The organism is Alteripontixanthobacter muriae, assembly GCF_013336795.1.
Lineage (GTDB): Bacteria > Pseudomonadota > Alphaproteobacteria > Sphingomonadales > Sphingomonadaceae > Pseudopontixanthobacter > Pseudopontixanthobacter muriae.
This window is the reverse complement of sequence record NZ_JAAFZT010000005.1, coordinates 73,417-98,192: the sequence shown is the minus strand read 5'-3', so window position 1 is coordinate 98,192 and position 24,776 is coordinate 73,417. Positions and strand designations below refer to the sequence as shown.

The 24,776-nt window shown below is 60.6% G+C and carries 20 protein-coding genes; 6 read left to right on the top strand and 14 right to left on the bottom strand.

What is annotated here, in order from left to right; genetic code table 11:
- Nucleotides 1-76 precede the first annotated feature (76 nt).
- On the top strand, nt 77-544 hold the full coding sequence (gene greA / locus G7A66_RS01915) for a transcription elongation factor GreA (protein WP_174294016.1): 468 nt from the start codon (nt 77-79) through the stop codon (nt 542-544).
- A 77-nt stretch (nt 545-621) separates the two neighbouring features.
- On the opposite strand, the gene G7A66_RS01910 is transcribed toward greA, so the two are convergent.
- From G7A66_RS01910 to G7A66_RS01890, 5 genes are all read right to left on the bottom strand, one after another.
- Entirely contained in the window at nt 622-852 is a 231-nt protein-coding gene (locus G7A66_RS01910) for a DUF4170 domain-containing protein (protein WP_174294015.1), read from the bottom strand.
- A 138-nt stretch (nt 853-990) separates the two neighbouring features.
- Nucleotides 991-1,458, bottom strand: a complete 468-nt coding sequence (locus G7A66_RS01905) for a hypothetical protein (protein ID WP_174294014.1) — start codon at nt 1,456-1,458, stop codon at nt 991-993.
- 55 nt (nt 1,459-1,513) lie between these two features.
- Entirely contained in the window at nt 1,514-1,867 is a 354-nt protein-coding gene (locus tag G7A66_RS01900) for a hypothetical protein (protein ID WP_174294013.1), read from the bottom strand.
- Nucleotides 1,864-2,271 carry a phage holin family protein gene (locus tag G7A66_RS01895; protein WP_174294012.1) on the bottom strand — a complete coding sequence of 136 codons (408 nt, stop codon included), beginning with the start codon at nt 2,269-2,271 and terminating at the stop codon, nt 1,864-1,866. The genes G7A66_RS01900 and G7A66_RS01895 overlap by 4 nt, the downstream gene beginning before the upstream one ends.
- A 29-nt stretch (nt 2,272-2,300) precedes the next feature.
- Nucleotides 2,301-2,951 (bottom strand): hypothetical protein, encoded by a 651-nt coding sequence (locus G7A66_RS01890; RefSeq protein ID WP_206675020.1) that lies wholly within the window; start codon nt 2,949-2,951, stop codon nt 2,301-2,303.
- Nucleotides 2,952-3,143: 192 nt separating this feature from the next.
- On the opposite strand from G7A66_RS01890, the gene eno reads away from it, so the two are divergent.
- A complete protein-coding gene (eno, locus tag G7A66_RS01885) occupies nt 3,144-4,427 on the top strand; it encodes a phosphopyruvate hydratase (protein ID WP_174294011.1) in 1,284 nt (427 codons plus the stop codon).
- Nucleotides 4,428-4,452: 25 nt separating this feature from the next.
- Here eno and G7A66_RS01880 read toward each other — a convergent pair whose 3' ends face one another.
- Together G7A66_RS01880 and ribH are read right to left on the bottom strand one after the other, a co-directional pair.
- Complete coding sequence (locus tag G7A66_RS01880) at nt 4,453-4,773, bottom strand: hypothetical protein (protein WP_174294010.1); 321 nt, start codon at nt 4,771-4,773, stop codon at nt 4,453-4,455.
- A gap of 43 nt (nt 4,774-4,816) precedes the next feature.
- On the bottom strand, nt 4,817-5,239 hold the full coding sequence (gene ribH, locus G7A66_RS01875; RefSeq protein ID WP_174294009.1) for a 6,7-dimethyl-8-ribityllumazine synthase: 423 nt from the start codon (nt 5,237-5,239) through the stop codon (nt 4,817-4,819).
- Between the two features lie 228 nt (nt 5,240-5,467).
- On the opposite strand from ribH, the gene G7A66_RS01870 reads away from it, so the two are divergent.
- The 4 genes from G7A66_RS01870 to G7A66_RS01855 all read left to right on the top strand — a co-directional run bounded on the left by G7A66_RS01870 (nt 5,468) and on the right by G7A66_RS01855 (nt 8,905).
- The gene (locus tag G7A66_RS01870; protein ID WP_174294008.1) at nt 5,468-6,463 is read left to right on the top strand and encodes an SDR family oxidoreductase; all 996 of its coding nucleotides are present in this window, start codon (nt 5,468-5,470) and stop codon (nt 6,461-6,463) included.
- Between the two features lie 283 nt (nt 6,464-6,746).
- Nucleotides 6,747-7,871: a serine hydrolase gene (locus G7A66_RS01865; RefSeq protein ID WP_174294007.1), complete on the top strand. Its 1,125-nt coding sequence runs from the start codon at nt 6,747-6,749 to the stop codon at nt 7,869-7,871.
- 184 nt (nt 7,872-8,055) lie between these two features.
- Nucleotides 8,056-8,517 (top strand): ferritin-like domain-containing protein, encoded by a 462-nt coding sequence (locus G7A66_RS01860; protein WP_174294108.1) that lies wholly within the window; start codon nt 8,056-8,058, stop codon nt 8,515-8,517.
- Nucleotides 8,518-8,578: 61 nt separating this feature from the next.
- Nucleotides 8,579-8,905, top strand: a complete 327-nt coding sequence (locus tag G7A66_RS01855; protein WP_174294006.1) for a hypothetical protein — start codon at nt 8,579-8,581, stop codon at nt 8,903-8,905.
- A gap of 44 nt (nt 8,906-8,949) precedes the next feature.
- Here the strand turns inward: G7A66_RS01855 and treY are convergent, their stop codons facing one another.
- Genes treY through G7A66_RS01820 form a run of 7 tightly spaced genes read right to left on the bottom strand, consistent with a single transcriptional unit; the run spans nt 8,950 to nt 24,687 of the window.
- Nucleotides 8,950-11,421 carry a malto-oligosyltrehalose synthase gene (gene treY / locus G7A66_RS01850; protein ID WP_174294005.1) on the bottom strand — a complete coding sequence of 824 codons (2,472 nt, stop codon included), beginning with the start codon at nt 11,419-11,421 and terminating at the stop codon, nt 8,950-8,952.
- Complete coding sequence (gene malQ / locus G7A66_RS01845) at nt 11,418-13,418, bottom strand: 4-alpha-glucanotransferase (protein WP_174294004.1); 2,001 nt, start codon at nt 13,416-13,418, stop codon at nt 11,418-11,420. The genes treY and malQ overlap by 4 nt, the downstream gene beginning before the upstream one ends.
- Complete coding sequence (gene treZ, locus G7A66_RS01840) at nt 13,415-15,127, bottom strand: malto-oligosyltrehalose trehalohydrolase (protein WP_174294107.1); 1,713 nt, start codon at nt 15,125-15,127, stop codon at nt 13,415-13,417. The genes malQ and treZ overlap by 4 nt, the downstream gene beginning before the upstream one ends.
- On the bottom strand, nt 15,127-17,229 hold the full coding sequence (gene glgX / locus G7A66_RS01835) for a glycogen debranching protein GlgX (protein ID WP_174294106.1): 2,103 nt from the start codon (nt 17,227-17,229) through the stop codon (nt 15,127-15,129). The genes treZ and glgX overlap by 1 nt, the downstream gene beginning before the upstream one ends.
- Nucleotides 17,229-19,421, bottom strand: a complete 2,193-nt coding sequence (glgB, locus tag G7A66_RS01830; RefSeq protein WP_174294003.1) for a 1,4-alpha-glucan branching protein GlgB — start codon at nt 19,419-19,421, stop codon at nt 17,229-17,231. The genes glgX and glgB overlap by 1 nt, the downstream gene beginning before the upstream one ends.
- Nucleotides 19,418-22,654: a maltose alpha-D-glucosyltransferase gene (gene treS / locus G7A66_RS01825; RefSeq protein WP_174294002.1), complete on the bottom strand. Its 3,237-nt coding sequence runs from the start codon at nt 22,652-22,654 to the stop codon at nt 19,418-19,420. Before treS ends, glgB begins: the two co-directional genes overlap by 4 nt.
- Nucleotides 22,651-24,687 (bottom strand): alpha-1,4-glucan--maltose-1-phosphate maltosyltransferase, encoded by a 2,037-nt coding sequence (locus tag G7A66_RS01820; protein ID WP_174294001.1) that lies wholly within the window; start codon nt 24,685-24,687, stop codon nt 22,651-22,653. The genes treS and G7A66_RS01820 overlap by 4 nt, the downstream gene beginning before the upstream one ends.
- Nucleotides 24,688-24,776: the final 89 nt, after the last annotated feature.

The window sequence follows — 24,776 nt, the reverse complement described above, 5'->3', positions numbered from 1 at the left end:
GCAAGCGCCGTTTCAATTTCTGGAACGGCAAGAGGACGTCTTGTTCGAGAGCGGCTGAAACAGACTGGAATCTGACATGGAAAAGGTCCCGATGCTCGCCGAAGGGTATGAGCGCCTGACCAGCGATCTGAAGGCCTTGCGCGCCGAACGGCCCAAGATCGTCGATGCGATCGAGGAAGCCCGCGCGCATGGCGATCTTTCCGAAAACGCCGAATATCACGCGGCGAAAGAAAGGCAGGGGCAGGTCGAGGCCCAGATTTCCGACATTGAGGACAAGGTTTCTCGCGCCCAGATTATCGATCCGAAAAGCCTTTCCGGTGATCGGGTGATTTTTGGCGCAACGGTGACGTTGCTCGACGAAGACGACAAGCCGGTGAAGTATCAAATCGTCGGCCAGACCGAGGCCGATGCGAACAGCGGTCGTATCTCCTACAGTTCACCCATGGCACGCGCTCTCATCGGCAAGAAGGTGGATGAGGAAGTGGAAGTGACTGTTCCTTCTGGCGACAAGTTCTACCTGGTGCAGAAAATCGAGTTCATCTGAACTCCGCAAGTTTGTGGCAAAAGAAAAGGCCCCCGGTTCGGGGGCCTTTTTCGTCCGTCCAGGCAAATGTGCGCTGATCAAGCTTCCGGATCGAGAAGCTTGTGCAGGTGAACGATGACATACTTCATTTCGGCATCGTCCACCGTGCGTTGCGCATTGCCGCGCCATGCTTCTTCGGCAGATTCGAAATTGCTGAACACGCCGACCACGTGAATGCTCTCGGGATCCTGAAATTCAAGGGTGCGGGGGTCCTTGACCCTGCCGCCCATCACCAGGTGCAGAAGTTGCTTGCTCTCTTTTTCGGCCATGTCTGAACCTCTTTGAAGCGCTTGCGGGGTTATAGCCGCTGCGGTCCGGATTAGATGAAGATAATGTTCCCCACTAACGTCTTCGGCGCAACAGGCCAAGCCTGCCGCGCCGAATTGAGGCTCTGCTGATTTACAAAATTAGCGGCGCAAATCACGCAGGGTACGGCTTGCTTTCTTGCCGGCACGACGGGACAGTGCACGAGCGGCATCGCCTGTTTCCCCGGCCCGGTAATGCGCCTCCCTGTTCAGATGACGTGCCTTGTCGCTGATGCCATCGCCGAGGTCCTCTGCGAGATCACCCGCCGTCTCGAAAAGGCCAGAGGCGTATGCAATCCCGAGCTCGCTAAGCGTGCTCGCGAGCGAGGACGCCTTCGAGGTCGCCCTGCGGCGCATCCGGCGACCGGGCCCGGGTATAAGCGAAGCGATCACTACGCCTAGAGCAAGGCCGCCTGCAACTGCTGCAATCGGGTGGTCCTTGGCAAAATTGACAGTGCCGTCGCGAATGTCGGCGGCATAATCGCCCAAGCCCCGCTCGGCATTGCGTGCTTCACTGGCTTCGATCTTCTGGCGCAGTTCTTCGCGTTTCTGTTCTTGTGTCTGATCCATATCGGAAATTCTCCGCCTTCATTCTTATAGTTTCGGTGCCTGAGATTCGTATCGCTCAATCGTGATAATCATCCTCGTCGTCCCAATCGTCATCATCCCAATCGTCGTCGTAATCATCATCGTCATCGCTGGAAAAGATGGATAGGATCGGGTTGCGAGCGAACCACAGGCCGACGGCTGCCAAGAGGGCGTACAAAGCTCCCCGGTTGTTGTCGGCAACCTCGACAGCTTCGTCGAACACGTCGGTAGCGCCGATGGCCGCCCGATCGAACAATCGCGATCCGACACCTTTTTCTGCCAGATCTTCACGCAGATGGTGGTAGTCCTGCATGAACACGGCTTTCGCACTATCCCGTATCGCCCGGTCTTGCCGGAGCTGGTTGTCGATATCCACTGTCGAACCGCTCATCGGCCATCCTCCTTATAGGCGGAGGACATGGTGGTGAATTTCTTCTTGGCCATGCTGCCGAGGACCAGCGCCCCGATGACGAGAACAGCGACCACGACAGCAGTTGCGCCCCAGGCCGTTATGAGCGGCGTCAACGCGATCACGAGGCCAACTACCAGAGCAATACCCGCCAGGTGGAGGAGCGCGAGCGCTCCTCCCAGAAAGACGGCGCCTTTCTTGCCCTTTTCCAGAGTGAACCGGGCGCGAGTCTTCTGAAAGGCCAGTTCGGCCTCGGCGTAAGTCTTGCCGTCTTGATACAGAGCGGTGATGTCATCCGTCAGAGACCCGCCGGCATAAGGATCCTCGCGGGTCTCCGAAACTTCAGCTTCGATCGTGGGATCGGTCCGCACACTTTCTTCGAGCATTCAGTCTTCCCTTCTGGAAAGTGAAGGGATCAGCGACGTCCGGTGCTGAACATCCGCGACAGCATGAAGCCGGTCACGGCTGCAATGCCGATGGCTGTGCCGGGGCTCTTGCGCACGAATTCACGCACGTCTTCGCCCAGTTCCTCGATGCTCTTGTTGTCGAGGCTGTCGGCAGTGTCCTGCAGGCTACGCGAAGCGGTGCGTGCATAGTCGCCATATTGGGCGCCCATTTTCTCGTCCAGCGTGGAGGCGTTTTCGTCCACCAGGCGAGCGAGCGAAGCTATGCCGCCGCTGACCTTCGACTTGCCTTCCAGGGCATACTCATTGGCGCGGCCCTTCGCCTGATCGCCGTAAGCCTTGGCTTCTGCACGGAAGTCATCACCCTTACCGCGGGCGCGTGTCTTGTAATCGTCTGCGCGATGCCCGGCTTCGGCCTTCAGCGCTGCGGCCCCGGCCTTCGCCTCGTTCAAAGCAGAATTGAAGCGTGTCTTGGCCTCGTTGCGGCCATCGGAACCGGTTTCAGACGCATTATCCCCAACGATGGTGGAAGTGTTCGTCGCGGTATCGTCGGCGTTGCGGGTCGAGCCGCCCGGATTGGTCGCCGTTGCGTTGTTCAGCGCGGTCGTCTTGCGGGTGCTGCTCTTTTCGGTGGTAAGCGGGGGTGTGCCGGCTTCTGCCATGGTCTTTTTCCTTTGCCCTGATGCGTTAAAACAATTCGCCCAGATCCACTGCCGCCGAAACAACGACGAACAAAAGACCGGGGTTTCATATTGGCAACGCAACTTGCGCGCCAATGTTCCGACTTATAGGACGCAGCGCAGGCGATGCGGCGTTGGTCTGCGTCAAACGCATTTCGTGGAACGGAGCATTTTATGACAGCCATCATCGATATTCATGGGCGAGAGATCCTCGACAGCCGCGGCAACCCGACGGTAGAGGTCGATATTCTGCTCGACGACGGAAGCTTCGGGCGTGCTGCCGTACCCTCCGGTGCCTCCACCGGCGCACATGAGGCGGTGGAGCTTCGTGACGGGGATCCCGCTCGTTACCTTGGCAAAGGCGTGCTGAGGGCCGTGGATGCGGTTAATGGCGAGATCGCCGATCATCTGCTCGGCCTCGACGCGGAAGACCAGCGCGACATCGACGGCGTCATGATTGCCCTGGACGGGACAGACAACAAGAGCCGTCTGGGTGCGAATGCCATTCTCGGCACGAGCCTCGCTATTTCCAAGGCCGCCGCCAATGCACGCGGTCTGCCGCTCTATTCCTATATCGGCGGCGTGGGAGCGCATCTGCTGCCCGTGCCGATGATGAACATCATCAACGGCGGCGAGCACGCGGACAATCCGATCGACATACAGGAATTCATGGTCATGCCGGTCGGGGCGGACAGTATTGCCGAAGCCGTGCGCTGGGGCGCGGAAATCTTTCACACGCTGAAGAAAGGTCTGGCCCAGAAGGGTCTGGCGACGTCTGTGGGCGATGAAGGCGGCTTCGCGCCCGACATCGCTTCCACCCGCGACGCGCTGGATTTCATCATGAAGTCGATCGAGCAGGCCGGGTTCAAGCCTGGCGACGATGTTGTGCTGGCGCTCGATTGTGCCGCTACGGAGTTCTATCGCGATGACAGATACGAGATTACGGGCGAAAAGCTGTCACTGAATGGACAGGAGATGACCGACTATTTGGCGAAGCTATGCGACGACTACCCGATCCGTTCGATTGAAGACGGCATGGCGGAGGATGATTTTGCCGGATGGAAGGCCTTGACGGACAAGATCGGCAACCGCGTGCAACTCGTCGGTGACGATCTGTTCGTCACCAATCCGCAGCGCCTCAGGCAAGGCATCGCCGATGGGCTGGCGAATTCGCTGCTGGTGAAGGTCAACCAGATCGGTTCGCTTTCGGAAACCATGCAGGCGGTCGATATCGCCCACCGTGCCGGCTACACGGCCGTCATGAGCCATCGTTCCGGCGAGACGGAGGATGCCACTATCGCGGATCTGGCAGTCGCGACGAATTGCGGGCAGATCAAGACCGGCTCGCTGGCACGTTCGGATCGGCTGGCGAAGTACAACCAGCTGATCCGTATCGAGGAAGAACTCGGCAGCAGTGCCCGCTTTGCCGGGCGCGAGTGCTTCGGTCAGCTTTCCTAGAAGCCAACTTCGGGGGAGAGGAGCCTCAACGTTTCTCCTCCTCCATCTCTTCCTCGACTTCCTCTTCGACGTCGTGCTCGATCTTCTCCATCCGCTCCAACACCCTGCGGTTCTTGGGGCTCAAGAGATACTGCCAAACTCCCCACAGGTTGATGAGCAGGAGTATGCCGTTCATTGCAGCAATCGGCATCGCATCGCTCGTCAGGCCGGACACCACCCACATTACGGCCACGACACTGAAAAGGACGAAGCCCCAGCCGGTGGCCCGGCGGCCCAGGTCGGCGGCAATCAGGCCGGCAGCCACCATGGTTCCGATCGCGGCGAGCCATTCGAGCGGCCCGTTCATGACCTGGTTCCAGTCGAAAGCTTAGTGCGAGCGCAGCCGACGATCATCTGGTGAAGCGGCTTTGCAGATCATGCAAGGCGAGCGCTGCCTCGGCAGCTTCGCCGCCCTTGTTCTTTCTTGCAGGATCGGCCCGTTCGAGCGCCTGCTCCTCGTTCTCCACTGTCAGGATGCCATTGCCGATCGCGATACCGTCCATGGACAGCGCCATGATGCCGCGCGCGCTTTCACCGGCGACGATTTCGAAGTGGTAGGTTTCGCCACGGATCACCACGCCGATGGCGACAAAGCCCGCATATTCCTCACTATCCACCGCCAGCGAAATCGCTCCCGGTAATTCGAGCGCCCCCGGTACGGTCAACACCTCGACCTCGTGACCTGCTGCTTCCAGAGCGCTTCTTGCGCCTGCGATGAGCATATCGTTGAGATGATTATAGAAGCGCGCTTCCACGATAAGGAACTTGGCCATCGAAAGCTTTCGGTTTGGTGCTGTGGAGGTGAGCAGCGCTAGACGAAGTCCTCGTGCTGCGAAAGCCTTCGCTGCAATCTGAGATAGGGGGAGCCCTGAGACAGGAAGAGGCGAAGCCCCTTCGGAGCCGGCACGCCCTTGCCCTGGACAGGTCCAGAACATTCTCGGAACGAAAGGCACGCCGGGAATTTCAGTTTACAAGAAACGTAATTCTCTCGGAGCCCGCAAATGCATCTCAAGCCGCTGAACGAACAGACAATTGTGATTACCGGTGGTTCATCAGGCATCGGCCTGGCGACTGCCGAACGCGCTGCGCGGGAAGGGGCCAATGTGGTCATTCTCGCGCGGGGTGAGGATGGCTTGAAGACGGCTGCTTCGAAGGTTCGCACGGCGGGCGGCAGGTGTGATTACGTCGTCGCCGACGTCGGCTCGCGTGAGCAGGTTCGCAGCGCGGTCGAAACCATCATTGAACGCCATGGCGGCTTCGATACCTGGGTCAGCGACGCCGGTGTGGCCGTCTATTCCAAGCTGGAAGAGCTTGACGATGAAGATCATCGCCAGGTTTTCGAAACCAATTACTGGGGCGTGGTCCATTGCGCGACCGAAGCCCTTCCGCACCTGAAGAAGCGCGGGGGCGCTCTGATCACCATGGGGTCGATTTCTTCCCAGATGCCTGCGCCCTTGCTGTCGTCCTACACTGCCAGCAAATATGCGGTGAAAGGTTACATCGACTCATTGCGACTGGAACTGATGCACGAAGATGCGCCGGTGTCGGTCACGCTGATTCAGCCAAGCGGCATCAACACGCCCTTCAGCAAGCACGCCCTGAACGAAGCTGACGGGCGCGCCCAGGTGCCGCCGCCCGTTTACGACCCCAGGATCGTGGCAGAAGCCGTGTGCAACGCCGCGGAAAATCCCGTGCGCGACATGATCGTCGGGGGAGCCGGCCGGGCCATGACCCTGCTCGCCAATCTCGCGCCGGGTCTGGCGGATCACATTTTCGAGAAGGCCTTCTTCGCAACAGCGCTGAGGGATCAGCCCAAGCGCAAGAGCGACGGCGGCTTTCACAAGAGCGGTGCCGAAGGCGAAATCTACGGCAACCAGACGACCGGTATGCGCAGCACGAGCCTGTATACCAAGATGCGGATGAACCCCGCCGCCACAGCCATTGGCCTGCTGGCGATTGCTGCCGGAACAGCAGGTCTGCTGAAACGGAAAGCTTAGGCAGCATCCGTCCTGATTTCGAGGCGTAGATCAGAAGCTGCGCAAACACGCAGTCCACCATCAAGCCTCTGCGTTGAAGCGAGCAGTGCTTCGACGCGTCTGGAGCCAAGATACGGCATTCGCGAATTTCGCGCCCGAACTGCAGAAATGAAGAGCAGAATTCCAGCCAGGAAACTCCGCCGGAGAAACCACCCGCACGATGATCAGTCTACTGTCACCAGAAAAATCTTTCCATGCGAATGCCAATTCAAGCGTCCGGCAAGCAAGGCCCGCCCGCCCATTCATGCAGATAATCTTGACGGCGGCGCTGCTGCTGCCTGCATGTGCTGCAGAAGATAGTTCGGAGACGCGCATGGCCGAGGGCCGCGAGCGAACAAAAGCTATTGACCGAACACCTGAGCAGGAGGTTTCGTCGACTGAAGCACTTTCTCGTATCGAGGACCCATCTCCTCGTCCGGCAGAAAGCGAAGCCGAAGAGCGGCTCGACGATGAACTCGATCGCCTGGCGGATGATTTCGACGGCGAAGTCGGGATTGCCGTTCGCGATCTGGCTCGCGGCTGGACAGCGCATCACAGGGGTGACGAGTTCTTCCCGCAGCAAAGCGTCAGCAAGCTATGGGTCGCCGTTGCGGCGCTTGACCTCGTCGATCGGGGTAAGCTCGACCTTTCGAAAGAAGTCACTCTCGGCAAAGAAGATCTGACGCTTTTCTACCAGCCTGTCCGGACGCTGATCCTGCGATCGGATGGTTATACGACGACCCTCGGTGACCTGCTGGAGCGCGCGATCATGCGAAGCGACAATACGGCGAACGATTTTCTCCTGCGTGAGATCGGCGGGCCGGACGTCGTGCGCAAGATACTCGCGGAAAAGAACATGGGCGGCATCCGCTTCGGGCCAGGCGAACGGAAACTGCAAAGTCGCATCGCCGGTCTCGACTGGAAGCAGGAATATTCCATAAAATCCGGTTTTCACGATGCCAGGGGCGAGGTGCCGGTGGAAACCCGCGAACAGGCGTTCGAGAGCTATCTCAAGAACCCGATCGACGGAGCTATCCCGGTCGGGATAGCGGATGCTCTTGCCAGATTGCAGAAGGGCGAACTTCTGTCGCCCGCTTCGACCGATCTTCTACTTTCCATTCTGAGCAGAACTCGCAGCGGCCCCAGGCGGCTCAAGGGCGGCCTCGCTCCGGGCTGGTCGATTGCCCACAAGACAGGCACGGGACAGGTCTTCGAAGGTGCGCAAGCAGGCTACAATGATGTGGGCCTGGTCACATCGCCAGATGGGCGTCACTATTCCGTTGCGGTCACGATCGGCCGAACAAGCCGCCCCATACCGCAACGTATGCAGCTAATGCAGAACACGGTGCAGGCGGTGATCAATTACGACCAGCGTGCCGAACGGCAGTGAGGCTTGTGAGATGGGACCTGATCGTTACGCGGCGGACGCGCAAACATGATCAGGTCACTCCGCCCTCGATGCAGTCGTGTTCGGTCTTTCTGAAACCTAATTGTTTTGACGAGGATTGCTGGGCTCTTTAGTTTCCCCGCTATCCGGGCGGGAACACCGCATAAACATCAGAGAGGCAGTGATGATGAACGGCATCGACAAGGAACGCGTAGTCGGCCTTCTGAACAAGATACTGGAACAGGAACTCGCGGGAGTGGTGCGATATACGCACTATTCCTTTCTTGTTTTCGGCTTCAACCGGATCCCGATCGTTTCCTGGCTGAGGGGACAGGCTGACGAATCTCTGGTCCATGCGCAGGAGGCCGGCGAGATGATCACCCTCTTGGGCGAACATCCATCGCTGAATATCGGCCCGCTGCTCGAAACGCACAATCACGACATCGCCGCCATTCTGCGAGAGTCGCTGGAGGCTGAAAGCGCAGCACTCGATCTTTACCGCGACCTTCTGGAGGCCACGAGCGGAAAGTCGGTGACGCTCGAAGAATACGCCCGCAAGATGATCTATGCAGAAGAAGTACACGCCAGCGAGGTGGACAAGATGCTGCGTATGCCGGGCGAAATCGCAACTTATGCGGATAAGAAATAAACCTCCCTCCGGCTGATGTGCCGGATTGCCAGCGCAACTTGATGCATGTTGTTGCATAACCTTGCTCTCTGCTGCCAATATTGCAGGTAGAGAGGAAAAGCTGATGGTGAGCAGCAATTTTCTAAGTGTTCCGAGGAGCATCGGAAGCATTGCCGAGAAAACGCGCGGCAAGCATGTTTATTTGCTTAAATTTGCGCAAGAAGGCGAAAGGCCGGCAAAGAGCCTGCGGTTCGAAGCCAGCGACGCATTCCCCGCCTTGATGGCAGCCCATCGCGAAGGCCGCCGGCATGCGGCCGAGCTGTGGCGGGATGGGCGCAATCTCTGCACCGTCAAAAGCCATCCTGAGACATATTGGAAAATCAGCTGGTCGAAAGATCACTTCCAATAGATTGCCTGTCTAGGGCACGCCGCTCGCCCAAAGGCGGCTGCATGCTAATCTGAATTCAAATTAATCAGTTCTACATGGACGGGTGAGTTCCTGAACAAGGCAGCCGCTGAAATCGGCTGCTTATCCGATGCAAACGACACCTCGGTATCGCCCCACCACTCCGCTCCCGGAGTGTTCATGCCGGTTTCCACCAAGGGCGCAGCGCAGCGCAGGGTGCAAGCGAAGCGAAGGATTGCACTTTCCCCTCGCCGTTCGAACGCGAGTACGTGATCGCTGCGATCGCCCCTTACCAAGGCCGGCTTGTAAGTTCCGTGCGCGAACAGGTCCGGGGTGTCGCGGCGCAGTCGCAGCAACGTGGAAATGAGCTCCAGTTTGGCCGGCGGTGAATGATCTTCGCTCAACTCCTTCTCGCGCAGTGCGAAATCTACTGGACGCCTGTTGTCGGGATCGACCATGCTGAAATCAGGCAATTCGCAACCCTGATAGCAATCCGGCACCCCGGGCGCGGTGAAATGCAATCCAGCCTGGGCAAGAATGTTCGTACTTGTCGCGACATCAGTCCGGTTGATGAACGCGTGAATGGAGGCCGTGCAACTGCCAGCACCTTCAGGATCGAGTAACCGTTCGGCAAAGGCGGCTGCGGCAGCTTCGTAAGTCTTGTTCGGCATGACCCAGGACGAGCGCAGCTTGCCTTCCCTCAGAGCCTTCCCCTGCCACGCGATCAGGCGCCTGGCATAGGCTTCGAGGCCTGCTCGGTCATCTGGTGCCAAGTTCTCTGGCCAACATCCGAAAGCCATCTGGTAAAGCGCGTAACGATCCGCAGAAGCGACATCACTGGACGCTCCGTCTGCTATCTCGTCCCATCTGGCAACCTCCTGCCGCCAGACCTGCGGAATGGCGGAAAGTACCGCCAGCCGGGCTCGCACATCTTCCCCGCGCTTGTGATCATGAGTCGCTGTCGCGAGCATTGCGCGTGGGAAATGCCGCAATCGGCTCGAGCATGCCTCGTGGAAGTGATCGATCGAACTCGCCATCATCCCGGCATCGAAGCCAACGTCCAGACGGGAGAGCAAGGGCGCGTAGCGGTAGAACGCCGTATCCTCGACCGCCTTCGCCGCAATGGGTGCAGACAGTTGCTGAAACCGGCGAACGGCCTCGGTTGCCGCATCGGCGTCACCGTCGCATTCTCCGGCCAGACAGCGGAGGATGTAATCTGACACTTCAGCCTCGCCGGGAGGCGTGAACCGTGCCGCGTCTTCGAGCACCTGCTCCCTGACAGCGGCATCTCCATCCGGCGCATCGAAGCCGGTGCCATAGGTACGATATACGGGAAATACCCAGAGCAGCCGCGAAATTGCACGGCGGATCATCGCGGGAGTCCATCCGGAAGCTTCAGGAGTGCTGCGCGCCAGCGTGACGAAGGCTACGGTACACGCGCCGAGCTGCCCGTCGAAGGCCCAGGAAAGCATGTCCTGCCGCGCCTGCAGTTCCTCTTGCTCGAAGCTTGGCAATCTTCCGCTGAAGTCGTGCCAGAGGCGCTGCAGATCATCGCCGCCCTCTGGGTCGTGCAGCACCGCGGATACTTGCTCCATGAAGTCATAGCCGCTCGTCCCGTCGACACCCCAATCGTTCGGCAAGGCTTCACCAGGCGCCAGTATTTTCTCGATGGCGATATAGGCCGGCCCCTGCGGCGCGCCCAAGTCGCGGGGCAGTGCGGCAAAGCTCTCGCGCAGCTTGCGGCAGTAAGCGGCAGGGTCGCTGAGCCCATCCACGTGATCGACCCTGACGCCGTCGATCAGGCCTTGTCGCCAAAGGCGGAAGTAGAGCGCGTGAGTCTGGTCGAAGACATCGTCATCTTCCACTCTCAATCCCGCTAATTCGTTGATCGTGAAAAAGCGTCGCCAGTTCAGTTCGTCATTGGCCTGTCGCCACCAGCCGAGGCGGTAGTGTTGCTTGTCCAGCAGCGCGGCCAAAGCCTGCGGATCGTCCGTAGTGGGCAGTTGCTCCTCACGATCTGGGCGGAGAGGAATGCGGTAGCTGCCGTAGAGCAGCAGCGCCGGTTCGCTTTCGCTCCGATCGATCCTGATGTCGCCCGCGCCGAGCGCCTTTTCAAGCGGAGCGCCGAGAACCGGCAGCAAGATGGGTTGCCGCCAGTCTATGTCGAACCAATGCGCGTATTCACTCGATTCGCCATTGCGGAGCACATCGTTCCAATAGGTATTGTGACCGTCCGCCACGCCCATGTGATTGGGGACAATGTCGATGATGAGGCCCATACCGCGCGCTCGCAACGCCTTGACGAGGCCGCGCAAGTCATCCTCTCCGCCGAGTTCGGGATTGACGATTTTGGGGTCGATCACGTCATAGCCGTGCTGGGAACCGGGCACGGCTGTGGTGATTGGCGAGGCGTAGATGTGGCTGATGCCCAGATCGTCGAGATAGGGGACGATATCCTGCGCCGCCGAGAACGGGAAATCACGGTTGAACTGCAGCCGATATGTCGCCCGAGGTGTCATGGCCGGCTCAAATCCAGATTGGCTAGTCGGCGCGCCACTTCAGGACGCGCAAGCAGGTCCTTAGTGGAAGCGGGCATGCGCCGCCGCCAGTTCGGATGCTGATCGGTCGTCCCCGGCAAGTTCGGCTGTTCGACGAGGCCGATGATATCTTCCAGCGGAATGATCGCGAGTTCGCAAGGCGTAAGAGCGACATGGCGCAGGATAGCCTCTATTACCGGAGCAGGCGTGTCGATATCTGGCTGCGGCCCCGCTGCTGCGCCGCTGGACCTCAATGCGTCCCAAAGTGCCGTTCGCTCACCGGCACGCGCGACATGCGCCTCGGCCTCGCTTCCGTGGCCAGACGATCGCCCGAGTGCCCATGTCCAGTCGATGTCCCGCCCTTTCCACCATCCGGCAATGGTCGGCAGATCGTGCGTGCCCGTCATCGCCGCTGCCTGTTCCTGCCAATCGGAGGGCGGAATGTAGCCGCCGCCGCTTTCACGCTCGAACCACATGACACGCATGCCGAGGACATGCGCCGCCTCAAGCTGCTGGCGCAGCCCCGGCGGTACGGTGCCCAGATCCTCGCCGATGACCACGGCGTTCGCCCGGTGCGATTCGATGGCAAGAATGGGCAGCATGTCCTCCAGCGGGTAGTGAAGATAAGCGCCATCCGCAGGGCTGCCGCCATGAGGCACTACCCACAGGCGGTTGAGCCCGAGCGCATGATCGATACGAATCCCGCCAGCATGGTCGAGCGCCGCCCGCAGCGTCGCGATGAACGGTTCAAAAAAGTTGCGCTGCAATGCAGCGGGCGAAAAAGTCGTGAGCCCCCAATCCTGCCCATCAGGACCGAGCAGGTCGGGCGGGGCACCGACGGAAAGGCCTTTCAGCAAATCGCCGGGGCGGCTCCACGCGTGACTGCCGCCACCATCCATGCCGACGGCCAGGTCGGCGATCAGGCCGACCGGCATGCCAGCCTCGCATGCGTCCTGCTGTGCTGCATCGAGGCTCGCCGCGGCCAGCCATTGTGCAAACACGAAGAAGTCGACCTCTGACCGGTGCTGTTCGGCAAATTGAGCAACTGCATCACTCGCAGGGTCATGATATTCGGCAGGCCAATCCTGCCATCCGCGTGCGCCCGAGGCGAAAAAGTGTGCATGAAGCGCATCGAAGATCGCGTGTTGCTCCAGTTGGTCGCCCATCTTCTCGGCGTAGGCGCTGACCTTCGCACGCACATCTGCATCAATCCCGTCGAAGGCTGCACGAAGGGCCGCAATCCGCGCCGGAATGGCATTCTCCCAGTCGATCAACTCCTCGGGCGAGACTGGCGGGACCGGCCTTCCAATGAGGCCCGGATCACCAAGCAGTATGTTGTGAAAAAGCCTGCTCGACGGTGCATAGGGGCTGAAGCGTGAATTATCGGCGGGAAACAGCGCATGCGTCGGGCTAATCGCCACCGCCCCCGCTGAACTTTTCTGGCCGAACTGCTGCACGGCGCTGCGCAGAGTGCCGAAGTCGCCGAAATCGCGCTCGTGTTCGCCTTGTAGCGACGTAATCTGCACCGCAGGACCCCAGATACGCCGCCGCGAGGACAGATCGTGAATGCCGAGGCAGCGCTCCGGCGCGATGGCAATTCTCAATTCCCGATCCTGCCTGCGGAAAACATGATAGCCGACTTCCGAGATGGGCGGGGCCCAGACCCGGCCATCCTTCTCCTCAAGATTCAAGGACAGCACGGTCCCGCCCTCCAGCGCCAGATCGACCGCGCCGCTGTCCCAGCCATCAGGCAAGGCGAAGCTCGTGTTGCGCCGAGCTGAGACGAAGGTGCGCCGCTGCTTTTCCTCAAGGCAGGCCCGCCGGCTATCCTTTATCTGCGCATCGTTCTGCGCTTCGAATCCGAGTGCCGACAATACGCGCACGAGATTGTCGTCACTGACGCGCTGGGGAGACCCGGCGGCATCCTCCCATTCGATCTGCAGGCCAGCTTCGGCAGCGAGTTCATGCAGTGCAGTCATTCGACGATCTCCGCGCGAAAGCTGGCCGGGGCACCCGCATCTCCGAGCGAGAACAGGAGAGTTCCTCTTGCTGCCGGAAAGTGGACCGCATCTTTGCCTATGTTCAGGGCGATCGCCAATTGCGCGCCGTCGCCCAACTCCCATAGTGCCGCGACTGCGCCAGAACCAAGAACCTGCGCTTCCAGGCCTCTGGCATTCTTCAGCCTGGGTACTATCGAATCATGCCGAATGGAGAGAAGCCGGCCATAGAACGCGCGCCATTCGTCCACGCGTGACCCGGGCAAAGGATGCGAATTCTTGAAGGTCGCGATTTCGTTTGGATCGGGAATGCGCTGTCTCGCAGCCTCGTCCGAGAACGCCGCAAAATTTGCAAATTCACCGCGCCGTCCTTCGCGAACGGCGTCAGCCAATTCGTCCTCGAAATCGGTGAAGAACAGGAAAGGCGAGTGACTGCCCACGCTGTCGCCCATGAAGATCATCGGAATCTGCGGAGACAGCAGCAGCAGGGCAGTCGCGGCGCGTAAACGCTCATGCTCTGCCAGTAGCGTCAGCCGCTCTCCACAGGCGCGGTTGCCGGTCTGATCATGGTTTTGAAGGAACGAGATAAAACGCGTTGTCGGCAGATCACCGCTCGGCTTGCCGCGCGGGTGATCGGAGCCGGGCGGCGTTTCGCCCTGATAGACAAATCCTTCGGCAAGGCACCGCGCGAGCTTTTGCGTTGGATCGTCGGCGAAACCTTCATAATACGCCTCCGTCTCGCCCGTCAGCAGGACATGCAGCGTGTTGTGGAAGTCGTCATTCCACTGCGCGTCATACAGATCCGGCTGCAGCCGGTCAGAATCATTCGCCTCGTTCTCGAGCATCAGGTGGATATGGCGGCCCGGCAGCCGCTGCCGGATCTCACGGGCCATCACATCGAGAAATTCGTCATCCGCAATGGCATGCACCGCATCGAAGCGCAGTCCGTCGAGCCGATACTCGTCCAGCCACATCAGAGCATTGTCGATGAAGAAGCGCCGCACCGGCTGCTTCGTCACCGCAACCGCTTCGCCCCACGGCGTATCGGCATCCCGGTCGAAGAACCCGCTGGCGTAGGCGCCAAGGTAATTCCCGTCCGGTCCGAAGTGATTGTAGACGACATCGAGGAAAACCATCAGGCCAAGCGAATGGGCGCGGTCCACCAGAGCCTTCAGGGCATCAGGCGATCCATAGCTTGCGGCCACGGCATAGGGCAGCACCCCGTCATAACCCCAATTCCGCGAGCCGGAAAATGCCCCGACGGGCATGAGTTCGATGGCCGTTACACCATTCTCGGCAAGTTCGGGCAAGCGGTCTGCGACGCCAGCGAAACCGCCGAGCAGACCAGCATGGACTTCCTCGATCACCGTCTCTTCCCACGGGCGGCCGTTCCAGCCGGGTTCCTGCCAAGCGTAGCCATCGGGATTGACCAGCACGCTCCATCCATGCGCGCCGCCGTCCTGCAGTCGTGAGGCAGGGTCCGGGACGGCGAGGCCCTCAGCAGTGCGGAATCGATAGCGCGTGCCTTCGACAGCCGCTGCTTCTGCCAGGAACCAGCCGTCCCCTTGCGGCTGCATGGCCATGGAGCCGGAAACCTGAAGCTCCAGCTGCATCGTCGCGGCATCGGGTGCCCAGATGCGGAAGAGCGCTCGATCCCTGCCGAGCAGTTCCGGGCCCCAGCGCATCTGCATCAATCGATTCTTCCCGTCCCGACGACGACTTTGACGGCGCGGTCCTCGACCTCGATAGTGTCGGTTACTTCGCTCTCGGGCGCGCGGGGATTGGCGCTGTCGATCACCAGCTTGCGCAATAATTGCGCTGGCGGTGGCAGACGGAAGGTCAGTGTTTTGCCGCCCGCATTCATCAGCATCGTCACCGCTTCGATCTCACCATCCGGCAAGCGGCGCGCCCGGCGCATCACCAGCGCGCGGCCCTGTTCATTGTGCCAGTCGTCGGGACTGAGGTGCTCTCCGCGCTCGTCAAACCAGTCAATGTCGAGAATGCCCTCTGCCACTTCCACATCGCCGTGCAGGAAGCGGTTGGCGCGAATGAGCGGATACGTGCGGCGCATCTCAGCGAGCCGGGCAACGTAATCGCTGCAGGCGCGCCCCTGTTCGCTTTGCAGCTGATCCCAGGAAAACCAGCTGATGGGATTATCCTGGCAGTAGGCGTTGTCATTGCCTTCCTGCGTGCGCCCGAATTCGTCGCCGCCGAGCAGCATGGGCGTGCCGAGGGAGGCAAAGAGGGTCGTCAGCATGGAACGGGCAACGCGGCTCCTGATTTCCTCCACCGCAGGGTCGTCGGTTGGGCCTTCTACGCCCCAGTTGCAATTGTAGTTTTCGGAATGACCGTCGCGATTGCCCTCCTGATTGGCTTCATTGCGCTTCATTTCATAGGTCACGACGTCGCGTAAGGGCTGGCCATCGTGAGCCGTAACGAAATTCATGCTGGCCCAGGGTCGGCGGGCGCGGCGGTCGAACAGATCGGCGGATCCTGCGATGCGGCGGGCGAATTCGGGCCGCATACCGGCATCGCCGCGCCAGAACCTGCGAGTGGAATCCCTGAACTTGTCATTCCATTCGGCAAATCCGGGAGGGTGGTTGCCCAGCTGATAACCACCGGGTCCGATATCCCACGGCTCCGAGATCAGCTTGAGGCCATTCAGCACCGGATCCTGCCGCAGGATGTCGAAGAAACCCGAACGCGGATCGAAACCATTGTTGCCGTCGCGGCCAAGTGTAACGCCAAGGTCGAAACGAAAGCCGTCCACGCGGTAACTCGTCGCCCAGTGGCGCAGACTGTCAGCCACCATCTGCAAAACCCGGGGGTGCGACAGGTCCAAGGTGTTGCCGGTGCCCGTGTCGTTCACGCAATAGCGCGGCTCCCCTTCGACAAGGCGGTAGTAGGTCGCGTTATCCAGCCCGCGCAGATTGAATGTCGGGCCGAGTTCGCTTCCCTCGGCGGTGTGGTTGTAGACAACGTCGAGGATGACCTCGATCCCGGCAGCGTGCAGGCGGCGGATGGCGATGCGCAAGTCGTCCGCATCGCCGCCGGCCAGGTAACGTTGCTCCGGCGCGAAGAACGACAAGGTGTTATAGCCCCAGTAATTCGCCAGCCCCGCTTCCTGCAGCCGCCGGTCCTGCACGAAGGCATGGATGGGCAGCAACTCGAGCGCGGTGACACCGATGCGTTGCAGATGCTCGATGACTTTCGGGTGGGCGAGGGCGGAATAGGTACCGCGTTCGGCAGAGGGCACATCGTGCAATAATTGCGTGAGGCCCTTCACATGGGCTTCGTAGATGACCGTGTCCGTCCAGGGCGTGTTCGGCCGGACATCGCCTGTCCAGTCGAACGCTTCGGCGGTAACGACGGCCTTGGGCATGGCGGCAGCGCTGTCCCGCTTGTCATAGCTCATGTCCTTGCGGCTGGAGCGTACACGATAGGAGTGCAGCGCATCGGTCCAGCGCAGATTGCCCGAAAGCTTTTTCGCATAAGGATCGAGCAGCAGCTTGTGCGGGTTGAACCGGTGCCCCTTTTCGGGCTCGTAAGGCCCGTGTGCGCGGAAGCCGTAGAGCAGGCCGGGTTTCGCCCCGGGCAGATAGCCATGCCAGACCTCGTCCGTCCATTCGGGCAGCGGGAGGCAGGCGATCTGCCGCTTTCCGCTCGGGTCGAAAATGCACAAATCTATGGAATCGGCATTGGCCGAGAACACCGCGAAATTGACGCCCAAACCGTCGAAATGCGCGCCGAGCGGGTAGGCGGATCCGGCTTCGAGCCGGTCGGGGATCGGCATCACTGGTTCTTCACTCCGGGTTTCAGCAGCACTGCGCCGAGGGGGGGCAGGGTCAGTTCGGCGGAGGCAGGCTGCCCGTGCAACGCCTGATCATCAGCCTCGATCGCGCCCGAATTGCCGATGTTGCCGCCTCCGTAATCCATCGCGTCGGTGTTGAGTATTTCCTGCCATTTGCCAGCCTTCGGCAGACCCATTCGGTAGGCGTGGCGCGGTTCGGGCGTCATGTTGAAGACAGCGACGATCGGATCATGTCCTTCCGCCCTTCTCACGAAGGAGAAGACGCTGTTGCGCGCATCGTCACCGACGATCCACGAGAAGCCTTCGGGATTGCAATCGCGGGCGTGAAGCGCCGCCTCATCGGCATACAGCCGGTTCAGGTCCCGCAGCACGTTCTGGACGGATGCGTGATCGGCCTGTTCCAGCAGATGCCATGGCAGGGATTCGTCGTGGTTCCACTCCTTCTCCATGCCCAGTTCGCAGCCCATGAAGAGCAGCTTCTTGCCGGGCTGGGTCCACATGAAGGCAAGGTATGATCGGAGGTTGGCGAATTTGCGCCAGCGGTCGCCCGGGATCTTGTTCCACAGGCTTCCCTTGCCGTGCACGACCTCGTCATGGCTGATCGGCAGCACGTATTTTTCGGACCAGGCATAAACCATGGGAAAGGTGAGTTCCCCGTGATGCCAGCCACGATGGACCGGGTCGCGTTCGATATACTGCAGCGTATCGTGCATCCAGCCCATGTTCCATTTGTAGCTGAATCCCAGCCCGCCATCGGAAACCGGCGCAGTAACGCCCGGCCACGCTGTCGATTCCTCGGCAATCGTCATCGCGCCGGGGCAGCGCTCTGCAACAGCCTCGTTCATCGCCTTCAGAAAGGCGACCGATTCCAGGTTCTCACGCCCGCCATGCACATTGGGCACCCACTCGCCGTGTTCCCTTGAATAATCGCGATAGAGCATCGAAGCGACGGCATCGACGCGCAGGCCATCGATATGGAAGGTTTCGAGCCACCAGATCGCGCTTGCCAGGAGAAAGCCGGACACCTCGTTCCGACCCAGATTGTAGATCAGCGTGTTCCAGTCCTGGTGGAAGCCCTCCTTTGGATCGGAATGTTCGTAAAGCGGCGTACCATCGAATTGCGCCAAACCGTGTGCATCGGTGGGAAAATGGGCGGGAACCCAGTCGAGGATGACGCCAATGCCGGCGCGGTGACACGCATCAACGAATCCGGCGAAATCCGCGGGCGAGCCAAAACGGGCCGAAGGCGCAAATTGGGACAGCGGCTGGTAACCCCACGATCCGCCGAAGGGATGCTCCATGATCGGCATCAACTCGATATGGGTGAAGCCCATCTGCACGACGTAGGGCACCAGCTTCTGCGCCATGGCCTGCCAGTCGAGCGGCCCGCCATCCTCATCTGTCATCCATGACGCTGCATGAACCTCATAGGCGGCGATCGGCGCATCGGGAGCATGCCGTGCGGTTCGCTCCTGCATCCAAGTGTCGTCGCTCCAGGCAAAATGCGGGGAGGGTGCGATGATCGAGGCCGTACCGGGCGGCAATTCGGTTGCGCGCGCAAGAGGATCGGCTTTTTCGTGGATGTTGCCGTCTGCGCCCGCAATCTCGAATTTGTAAAGCTCGCCTGCACCCAGCCTCGGGACGAACAATTCCCAAATGCCAGCGGAATGCCGCAGTCGCATGGGGTGGCGCCGCCCATCCCACATGTTGAAATCGCCAATCACTGAAACCCGCCGCGCATTGGGCGCCCAGACAGAGAACGCCACGCCTGAAACGCCGTCCATCTGCCTTGGCTGTGCGCCGAAGACATTCGCCAGCTGCAGGTGTCGGCCTTCACTGAACAGGTGGAGATCGTAATCGCCGATGACGGTGCCGAAGGAATAGGGATCCTCCGTCACCTGCTCCGACCCGCCGGGCCAGGTGATGCGCAGCGCGTAGTCCTGCTTTTTCTTCAGTTGTCCAACGAACATGCCGGACGCGGCTTCTTCCATTTTGCCGAGGGCTGCGCCCTTCTTCCGCCCGATCAGTTCAACCTTTTCAGCCCCGGGCTGAAAGGTGCGCACGGTGATCTTGCCGTCCGCTTCATGAGGGCCGAGCAGAGCGAAAGGGTCATCAAGGCGGCCTTCCAGAAGCGCTGCGGCAGCGGTGCCCAGCAGGGCGTCGGATGCGGTCATTCGTCTTCTCCGGAAAGCAGTTGCTCGGCAGCGCGGGCCAGACCGGCAGCAGGGACGCCGATCCAGTCGGGGCGATTTGCGGCTTCATAGGTCACTTCGTAAGCGGCCTTTTCAAGCAGAAGCAGGTCGAGCAATGCGTCCGGGTCCCGACCGCCGCCATAGCCATTCAGGAAGGCCTCTACCGCACGTTCGCGGAAGATCGCCGCGCCTTCTTCGGCGCGAGCTTCCCAGGTGTCGGCACCCGCGGCGCGGCCGCGCTCCGCCCTTGCCGCGGCATAGTCGAAGGAGCGCACCATGCCCGCTACATCGCGCGCAGGCAGATCCTTGGCGCGCCGCTCAGCCAGAGGCTTGGTCGGCTCGCCCTCGAAATCGATGATCATGACATCGCTGCCCGTCACCAGCACCTGCCCCAGGTGCAGATCGCCGTGAATTCGCGTGCGTTTGCGGTCCTTGGCATGGCGTGCGACTTCGCCGATCCGCTCGATCAGGTCATCGCGGCTCGCGGTCAGCTTTTCGGCGAGGTCGGCGACTTCGTCATTGCCCGAAACCCCGCGCAGACGTTCCAGAGCGGTGTCGAACTGCCCCTTGATCCGCCCGCCCAGCTTGTCGGCATCTTCTAACGTCGTGACCTCGGGTGCGAAAGCAGTCTCGTCCGTGTCGCCGCCGAGCACATCGTGCATCTCGCGCAGGCGCTTGCCGAGATTGGAAGCGAAGTTCTCGTAATTGCTGAAGCTCCAGTCGGTATCTGTCACGAGCCGCTCCAGCGCTCCCAAGGTCCATTGCCATCCGTCACCCTGGTTGTGAACGAAGGCCTGCAACAGCATGATCAGCGTTTCCTCGCCTTCGGAAACCCGCTTCACCGTTCCGAAGATGGCCGGGACATTGGCGAAACCGTTCTTCACCAGATAGTCGATCATCTCGGCATCGGGATGTTCACCGGGTGCCAGCTTCCGAAGCAGTTTCAGAACTGCCTGCTGGCCCAGAACCATCGTGCTGTTCGATTGTTCGGCGGCCAGCCATTCAGGCTCGGCATCGGAGTCCAGGTCGAAGGCAGCAGTCTTCTCGAAACGGAGCAGCCCGCCTTCGCTCTTCGTCTCAACACCGTCGCGAACGGCGCTGACGACCGAATCGGCAAAGCCGGCGAGCGCAAAGCCGTCGGTCAGAAGGCCGACATGACGTTCGCGGCGCACGCGTGCCATGGCGAGATTGGAGGCAAAGGGGCCATGCTGCTGCCCCTCCCACGCGATTCCGAATGGCAGCGAGTACAATGCCGAGCCGCTTTCGGTCTCCACTCTCACTTCGCCCAGAAGCAGGTCTTCGGCAGCGGGCAGGGAGGTAAGCCTTTCCAGCTTGACGCTTTCCACTGCCTCGTCCTTCGCACCGAACCAGCGGCGATGAGGAATGTAGTCGGGCAGTATGTCGCCCTCGAGCACATGCCGGTTCTGCCCCTTCGCAATGTCGTCCAGATGCGGGCGAAGAACGAAGGTGTGGCGTTCAACCTCGGCATCGGGTGCAGCGCTCGCCCATTCGGGCGCTTCGGCCTCGTCGGTCAGTTCGAACCACAAAAAGCCGTAAGGCGGCAGCGTCAGGAGATAGGGCAGCTTGCCCAGCTTGGGGAATGTGGTCCCGCCGGTCAGTTCGACCGGCACGCGGCCTTCAAATTCGTGCAGATCGAGCTCGACCGCCTGTGCGGTGCGCGACAGATTGGCGACGCAAAGGATCGTTTCGCCTTCGTGCTGCCTCAGGTATGCGAGGATGCGGCGATTAGCCGGACGGAGGAAGGTCTGACTGCCGCGGCCGAAGGTGTGATGATCCTTGCGCACGGCCAGCATCCGCTTGACCCAGTTCAGCAGGGAGTGCCGGTCGCGCTCCTGCGCCTCGACATTCGCGGCTTCGTATCCATAGAGCGGGTCCTGAATTGCGGGCAGGGTGAGGCTGGCAGGATCGGCCTTGGAGAAGCCGCCGTTGCGATCCGGCGACCATTGCATCGGTGTTCGCACCCCGTCGCGGTCGCCAAGGAAGATATTGTCGCCCATGCCGATCTCGTCGCCGTAATACAGCACCGGGGTGCCGGGCATGGTGAGCAGCAGCGCATTCATCAATTCGATGCGCCGCCGGTCGCGTTCCATCAGCGGTGCGAGGCGGCGCCTGATACCGAGATTGATGCGCGCGCGCCGGTCTGCGGCATAGGTGTTCCACAAATAGTCACGCTCCGCATCGGTGACCATTTCCAGCGTCAGTTCGTCATGATTGCGCAGGAAGATGGCCCATTGTGCGTCTTCCGGAATGTCCGGCGTCTGCCGCATGATGTCGGTGATCGGGAAGCGGTCTTCCTGCGCGACGGCCATATACATGCGCGGCATGAGGGGGAAATGAAACGCCATGTGGCATTCGCTGCTGGTGCCGCCCGGTTCGCCTCCGAAATAGGCTTGCGTATCTTCGGGCCACATGTTGGCCTCCGCCAGCAGCATCTTGCCCTCGTAATGGGCGTCGAGATCCTGGCGGATCTTCTTCAGGACATCGTGGGTTTCCGGCAGGTTCTCGTTCGAGGTGCCGTCGCGTTCGATGAGGTAGGGGATGGCGTCGAGGCGCAGCCCGTCCACGCCTGCATCCAGCCAGAAGTGCATGGCCGAAAGCACTTCGGCAAGCACCTGCGGATTTTCAAAATTAAGGTCCGGCTGATGCGAATAGAAGCGGTGCCAGAAATAGGCGCCAGCCTCTTCATCCCAGGTCCAGTTCGACTTCTCTGTGTCGAGGAAGATGATGCGCGTGCCGGAATAAAGCTTGTCGTCGTCAGACCAAACGTAGAAATCACGCTCCGGGCTGCCCGGCGGTGCCTTGCGCGCGGCCTGAAACCAGGGATGCTGATCGCTGGTGTGATTGATCACCAGTTCGGTGATGACCCGGATACCGCGCTGATGCGCCGCTTCGATGAAGGCGCGCGCGTCGTCCATCGTTCCATAATCGGGCGAGACATCGCGGTATTCGGCGATGTCGTACCCGTCGTCCCGGCGCGGGGAGGGGTAGAAAGGCAGCAACCAGATCGCGGTCACACCGAGGTCTGCGACATAGTCGAGCTTCTCGATCAGTCCGGCGAAATCGCCGATGCCGTCGTTGTTCGCGTCGTAGAAGCTTTTGACGTGAAGCTGATAGATGACCGCATCCTTGTACCAGTAAGGATCGTCGGAGCCGGTTATCGTGGCGCTGGAGGTCAGCGGCTGCTGGTCGTTCATGTATGTACTCCCGGTACGGAGATGCGCCAGACGCGGAACGGTTCGTCCGGATCGAGGCGGATGTGCTGCACCTTGCAGTGCCATTCGAAGCGGTAGCCGCCGAACAGGTCTTCGACAGCGACGGTGCCATCGTCAGACAGGCCGAATTCCCACAGCGGAACATCGAAGTGGCATTCATGCGCGTTATGCGGGTCCATGCTGACCATGACCGCGATCATTTCTGCGCAGGCTTGATCCTCGGCAGCGGGCGAAGGTTTGCCGTACCAGATGATGTTGGGATTGTCGGCAGAATAGAACTTCGTGTTGAGATGGGTCTGCAACGCCGCGTTGTCCCGCCGAAGCTGGTTCAGCCGCGTGATGTCATCCACGATGTCATTGTCGCTGCGCCATGCGCGGGGGCGGATCTCGAACTTTTCGGAATCGAGATACTCCTCTTTTCCGGGGCCGAGCGGGGTGGCATCGCAGAGCTCGAAGCCTGAATAGACGCCCCACAGCCCGGACAGGGTCGAGGCAAGCACCGCGCGTATACGGTGGGCAGGGCGTCCACCGGTCTGCAGGAAAGCGGGGTTGATGTCGGGCGTGTTGACGAAGAAATGCGGGCGGTAGAAGTCCTTCGGCGCTTCCGTGGTCAGTTCCTCGATGTAATTGATCAGCTCCTGCTTCTCGTTGCGCCAGGTGAAATAGGTGTAGGATTGGCTGAAGCCGATCTTGGCCAGCCGGTACATCATGGTCGGCCGGGTAAATGCTTCGGAGAGGAAGATGACATCGGGATGCTGCGCGCGAACCTCGGCGATCATCCATTCCCAGAAGGGCAGGGGCTTCGTGTGCGGGTTGTCCACGCGGAAGGTCTTCACCCCGTGGTCGACCCACAATAGCACGACATCTCGCAGCGCTTCCCAAAGTCCGGGAACGGCATCCGGTCCGTAAAAATCGACGTTCACGATGTCCTGATACTTCTTCGGCGGATTCTCGGCATATTTCATGCTACCGTCAGGACGCCATGCGAACCAGCCGGGATGCTCCGTCAGCCACGGATGGTCGGGTGAGGCCTGGATGGCGAAATCCAGCGCGATCTCAAGCCCGTGATCCGCCGCGGCCGCAACCAGCCTGTCGAAATCCTCGAATGAGCCGAGTTCGGGATGAATGGCATCATGCCCTCCTTCGGCGCTGCCGATGGCGTAAGGGCTGCCCGGATCGCCTTCCTGAGGGGTGAGGGTGTTGTTCGGACCCTTGCGGTTTGTCTTGCCGATCGGGTGGATGGGCGGGAAATACAGGGTATCGAAGCCCATGGCTCGCACGCGCGGCAAATGGTCGATGACATCGGCAAATGTGCCATGGCGCTCCCGGTCGTCGGTCATCGACCGAGGGAACAGTTCGTACCAGCTTGAAAAGCGTGCAGCTTCGCGCTCGGCGTCCAGCATCTGCGGCGCAGAGCACAGGGCGTGCGGCCGCGCATCTGCTTCTCGCATCAGTTTCGCGAGTTCATCATCCATCAGCAAAGCTGCGCCTGCGTCGCCATCCGCCTTTTCGATAGTCGCCAATCTTTTCTTCAGCGTCGTGGCGAGCTTGCCCTTGCTTGAATCGACAGCTTGCTGGATCAAGGCGCGACCTTCGGCCTGATCGACCGGCTGATCGACACCCGCTTCCCGTTTCTTGACGAAATCGCGACGGAACCCGCCGAACAGATCGAGCCAACCCTCGACCACGAATTCATGCCGCCCCATCCTTTCGGGCGTGAACTCAGCTGTCCAGCGGTCGTTCGGCAGCTGGTACATTTCCACCCGATGCCACGTTTTCTCATCGACGGCCCGCCAGCGCAGTTCAGCTGCAAGCTGCTCGTGTCCGTCCGCGAAGATCGTTGCTCCGACAGTTACAATGTCACCAACGGTGCGCTTGGCAGGGAAATGACCGCCCTCAACCGCAGGGCTGATCTCCTCGTTCACAAGCCTTGCGCGCTCTCCCAATGGCAGACGGTCGCCACCTGCACGCTTCGCGGGGTGACGTGGTATGATGATCGGTTTGCCTGGAGTCATCGATGCTCAACATGTTGCTTTCAAGGGCAGATCAAGAGCCGACAAGGATCGACCGCTTCTGTTATGCAACACATCGAAAACGCGCATCG

What these genes read in the sequence shown, in the direction of transcription:
- greA (WP_174294016.1), top strand. Translation starts at nt 77, where the DNA reads ATGGAAAAGGTCCCGATGCTCGCCGAAGGGTATGAGCGCCTGACCAGC.
- G7A66_RS01910 (WP_174294015.1), bottom strand. Translation starts at nt 852, where the DNA reads ATGGCCGAAAAAGAGAGCAAGCAACTTCTGCACCTGGTGATGGGCGGC.
- G7A66_RS01905 (WP_174294014.1), bottom strand. Translation starts at nt 1,458, where the DNA reads ATGGATCAGACACAAGAACAGAAACGCGAAGAACTGCGCCAGAAGATC.
- G7A66_RS01900 (WP_174294013.1), bottom strand. Translation starts at nt 1,867, where the DNA reads ATGAGCGGTTCGACAGTGGATATCGACAACCAGCTCCGGCAAGACCGG.
- G7A66_RS01895 (WP_174294012.1), bottom strand. Translation starts at nt 2,271, where the DNA reads ATGCTCGAAGAAAGTGTGCGGACCGATCCCACGATCGAAGCTGAAGTT.
- G7A66_RS01890 (WP_206675020.1), bottom strand. Translation starts at nt 2,951, where the DNA reads ATGGCAGAAGCCGGCACACCCCCGCTTACCACCGAAAAGAGCAGCACC.
- eno (WP_174294011.1), top strand. Translation starts at nt 3,144, where the DNA reads ATGACAGCCATCATCGATATTCATGGGCGAGAGATCCTCGACAGCCGC.
- G7A66_RS01880 (WP_174294010.1), bottom strand. Translation starts at nt 4,773, where the DNA reads ATGAACGGGCCGCTCGAATGGCTCGCCGCGATCGGAACCATGGTGGCT.
- ribH (WP_174294009.1), bottom strand. Translation starts at nt 5,239, where the DNA reads ATGGCCAAGTTCCTTATCGTGGAAGCGCGCTTCTATAATCATCTCAAC.
- G7A66_RS01870 (WP_174294008.1), top strand. Translation starts at nt 5,468, where the DNA reads ATGCATCTCAAGCCGCTGAACGAACAGACAATTGTGATTACCGGTGGT.
- G7A66_RS01865 (WP_174294007.1), top strand. Translation starts at nt 6,747, where the DNA reads ATGCAGATAATCTTGACGGCGGCGCTGCTGCTGCCTGCATGTGCTGCA.
- G7A66_RS01860 (WP_174294108.1), top strand. Translation starts at nt 8,056, where the DNA reads ATGAACGGCATCGACAAGGAACGCGTAGTCGGCCTTCTGAACAAGATA.
- treY (WP_174294005.1), bottom strand. Translation starts at nt 11,421, where the DNA reads ATGACACCTCGGGCGACATATCGGCTGCAGTTCAACCGTGATTTCCCG.
- malQ (WP_174294004.1), bottom strand. Translation starts at nt 13,418, where the DNA reads ATGACTGCACTGCATGAACTCGCTGCCGAAGCTGGCCTGCAGATCGAA.
- treZ (WP_174294107.1), bottom strand. Translation starts at nt 15,127, where the DNA reads ATGCAGATGCGCTGGGGCCCGGAACTGCTCGGCAGGGATCGAGCGCTC.
- glgX (WP_174294106.1), bottom strand. Translation starts at nt 17,229, where the DNA reads ATGCCGATCCCCGACCGGCTCGAAGCCGGATCCGCCTACCCGCTCGGC.
- glgB (WP_174294003.1), bottom strand. Translation starts at nt 19,421, where the DNA reads ATGACCGCATCCGACGCCCTGCTGGGCACCGCTGCCGCAGCGCTTCTG.
- treS (WP_174294002.1), bottom strand. Translation starts at nt 22,654, where the DNA reads ATGAACGACCAGCAGCCGCTGACCTCCAGCGCCACGATAACCGGCTCC.
- G7A66_RS01820 (WP_174294001.1), bottom strand. Translation starts at nt 24,687, where the DNA reads ATGACTCCAGGCAAACCGATCATCATACCACGTCACCCCGCGAAGCGT.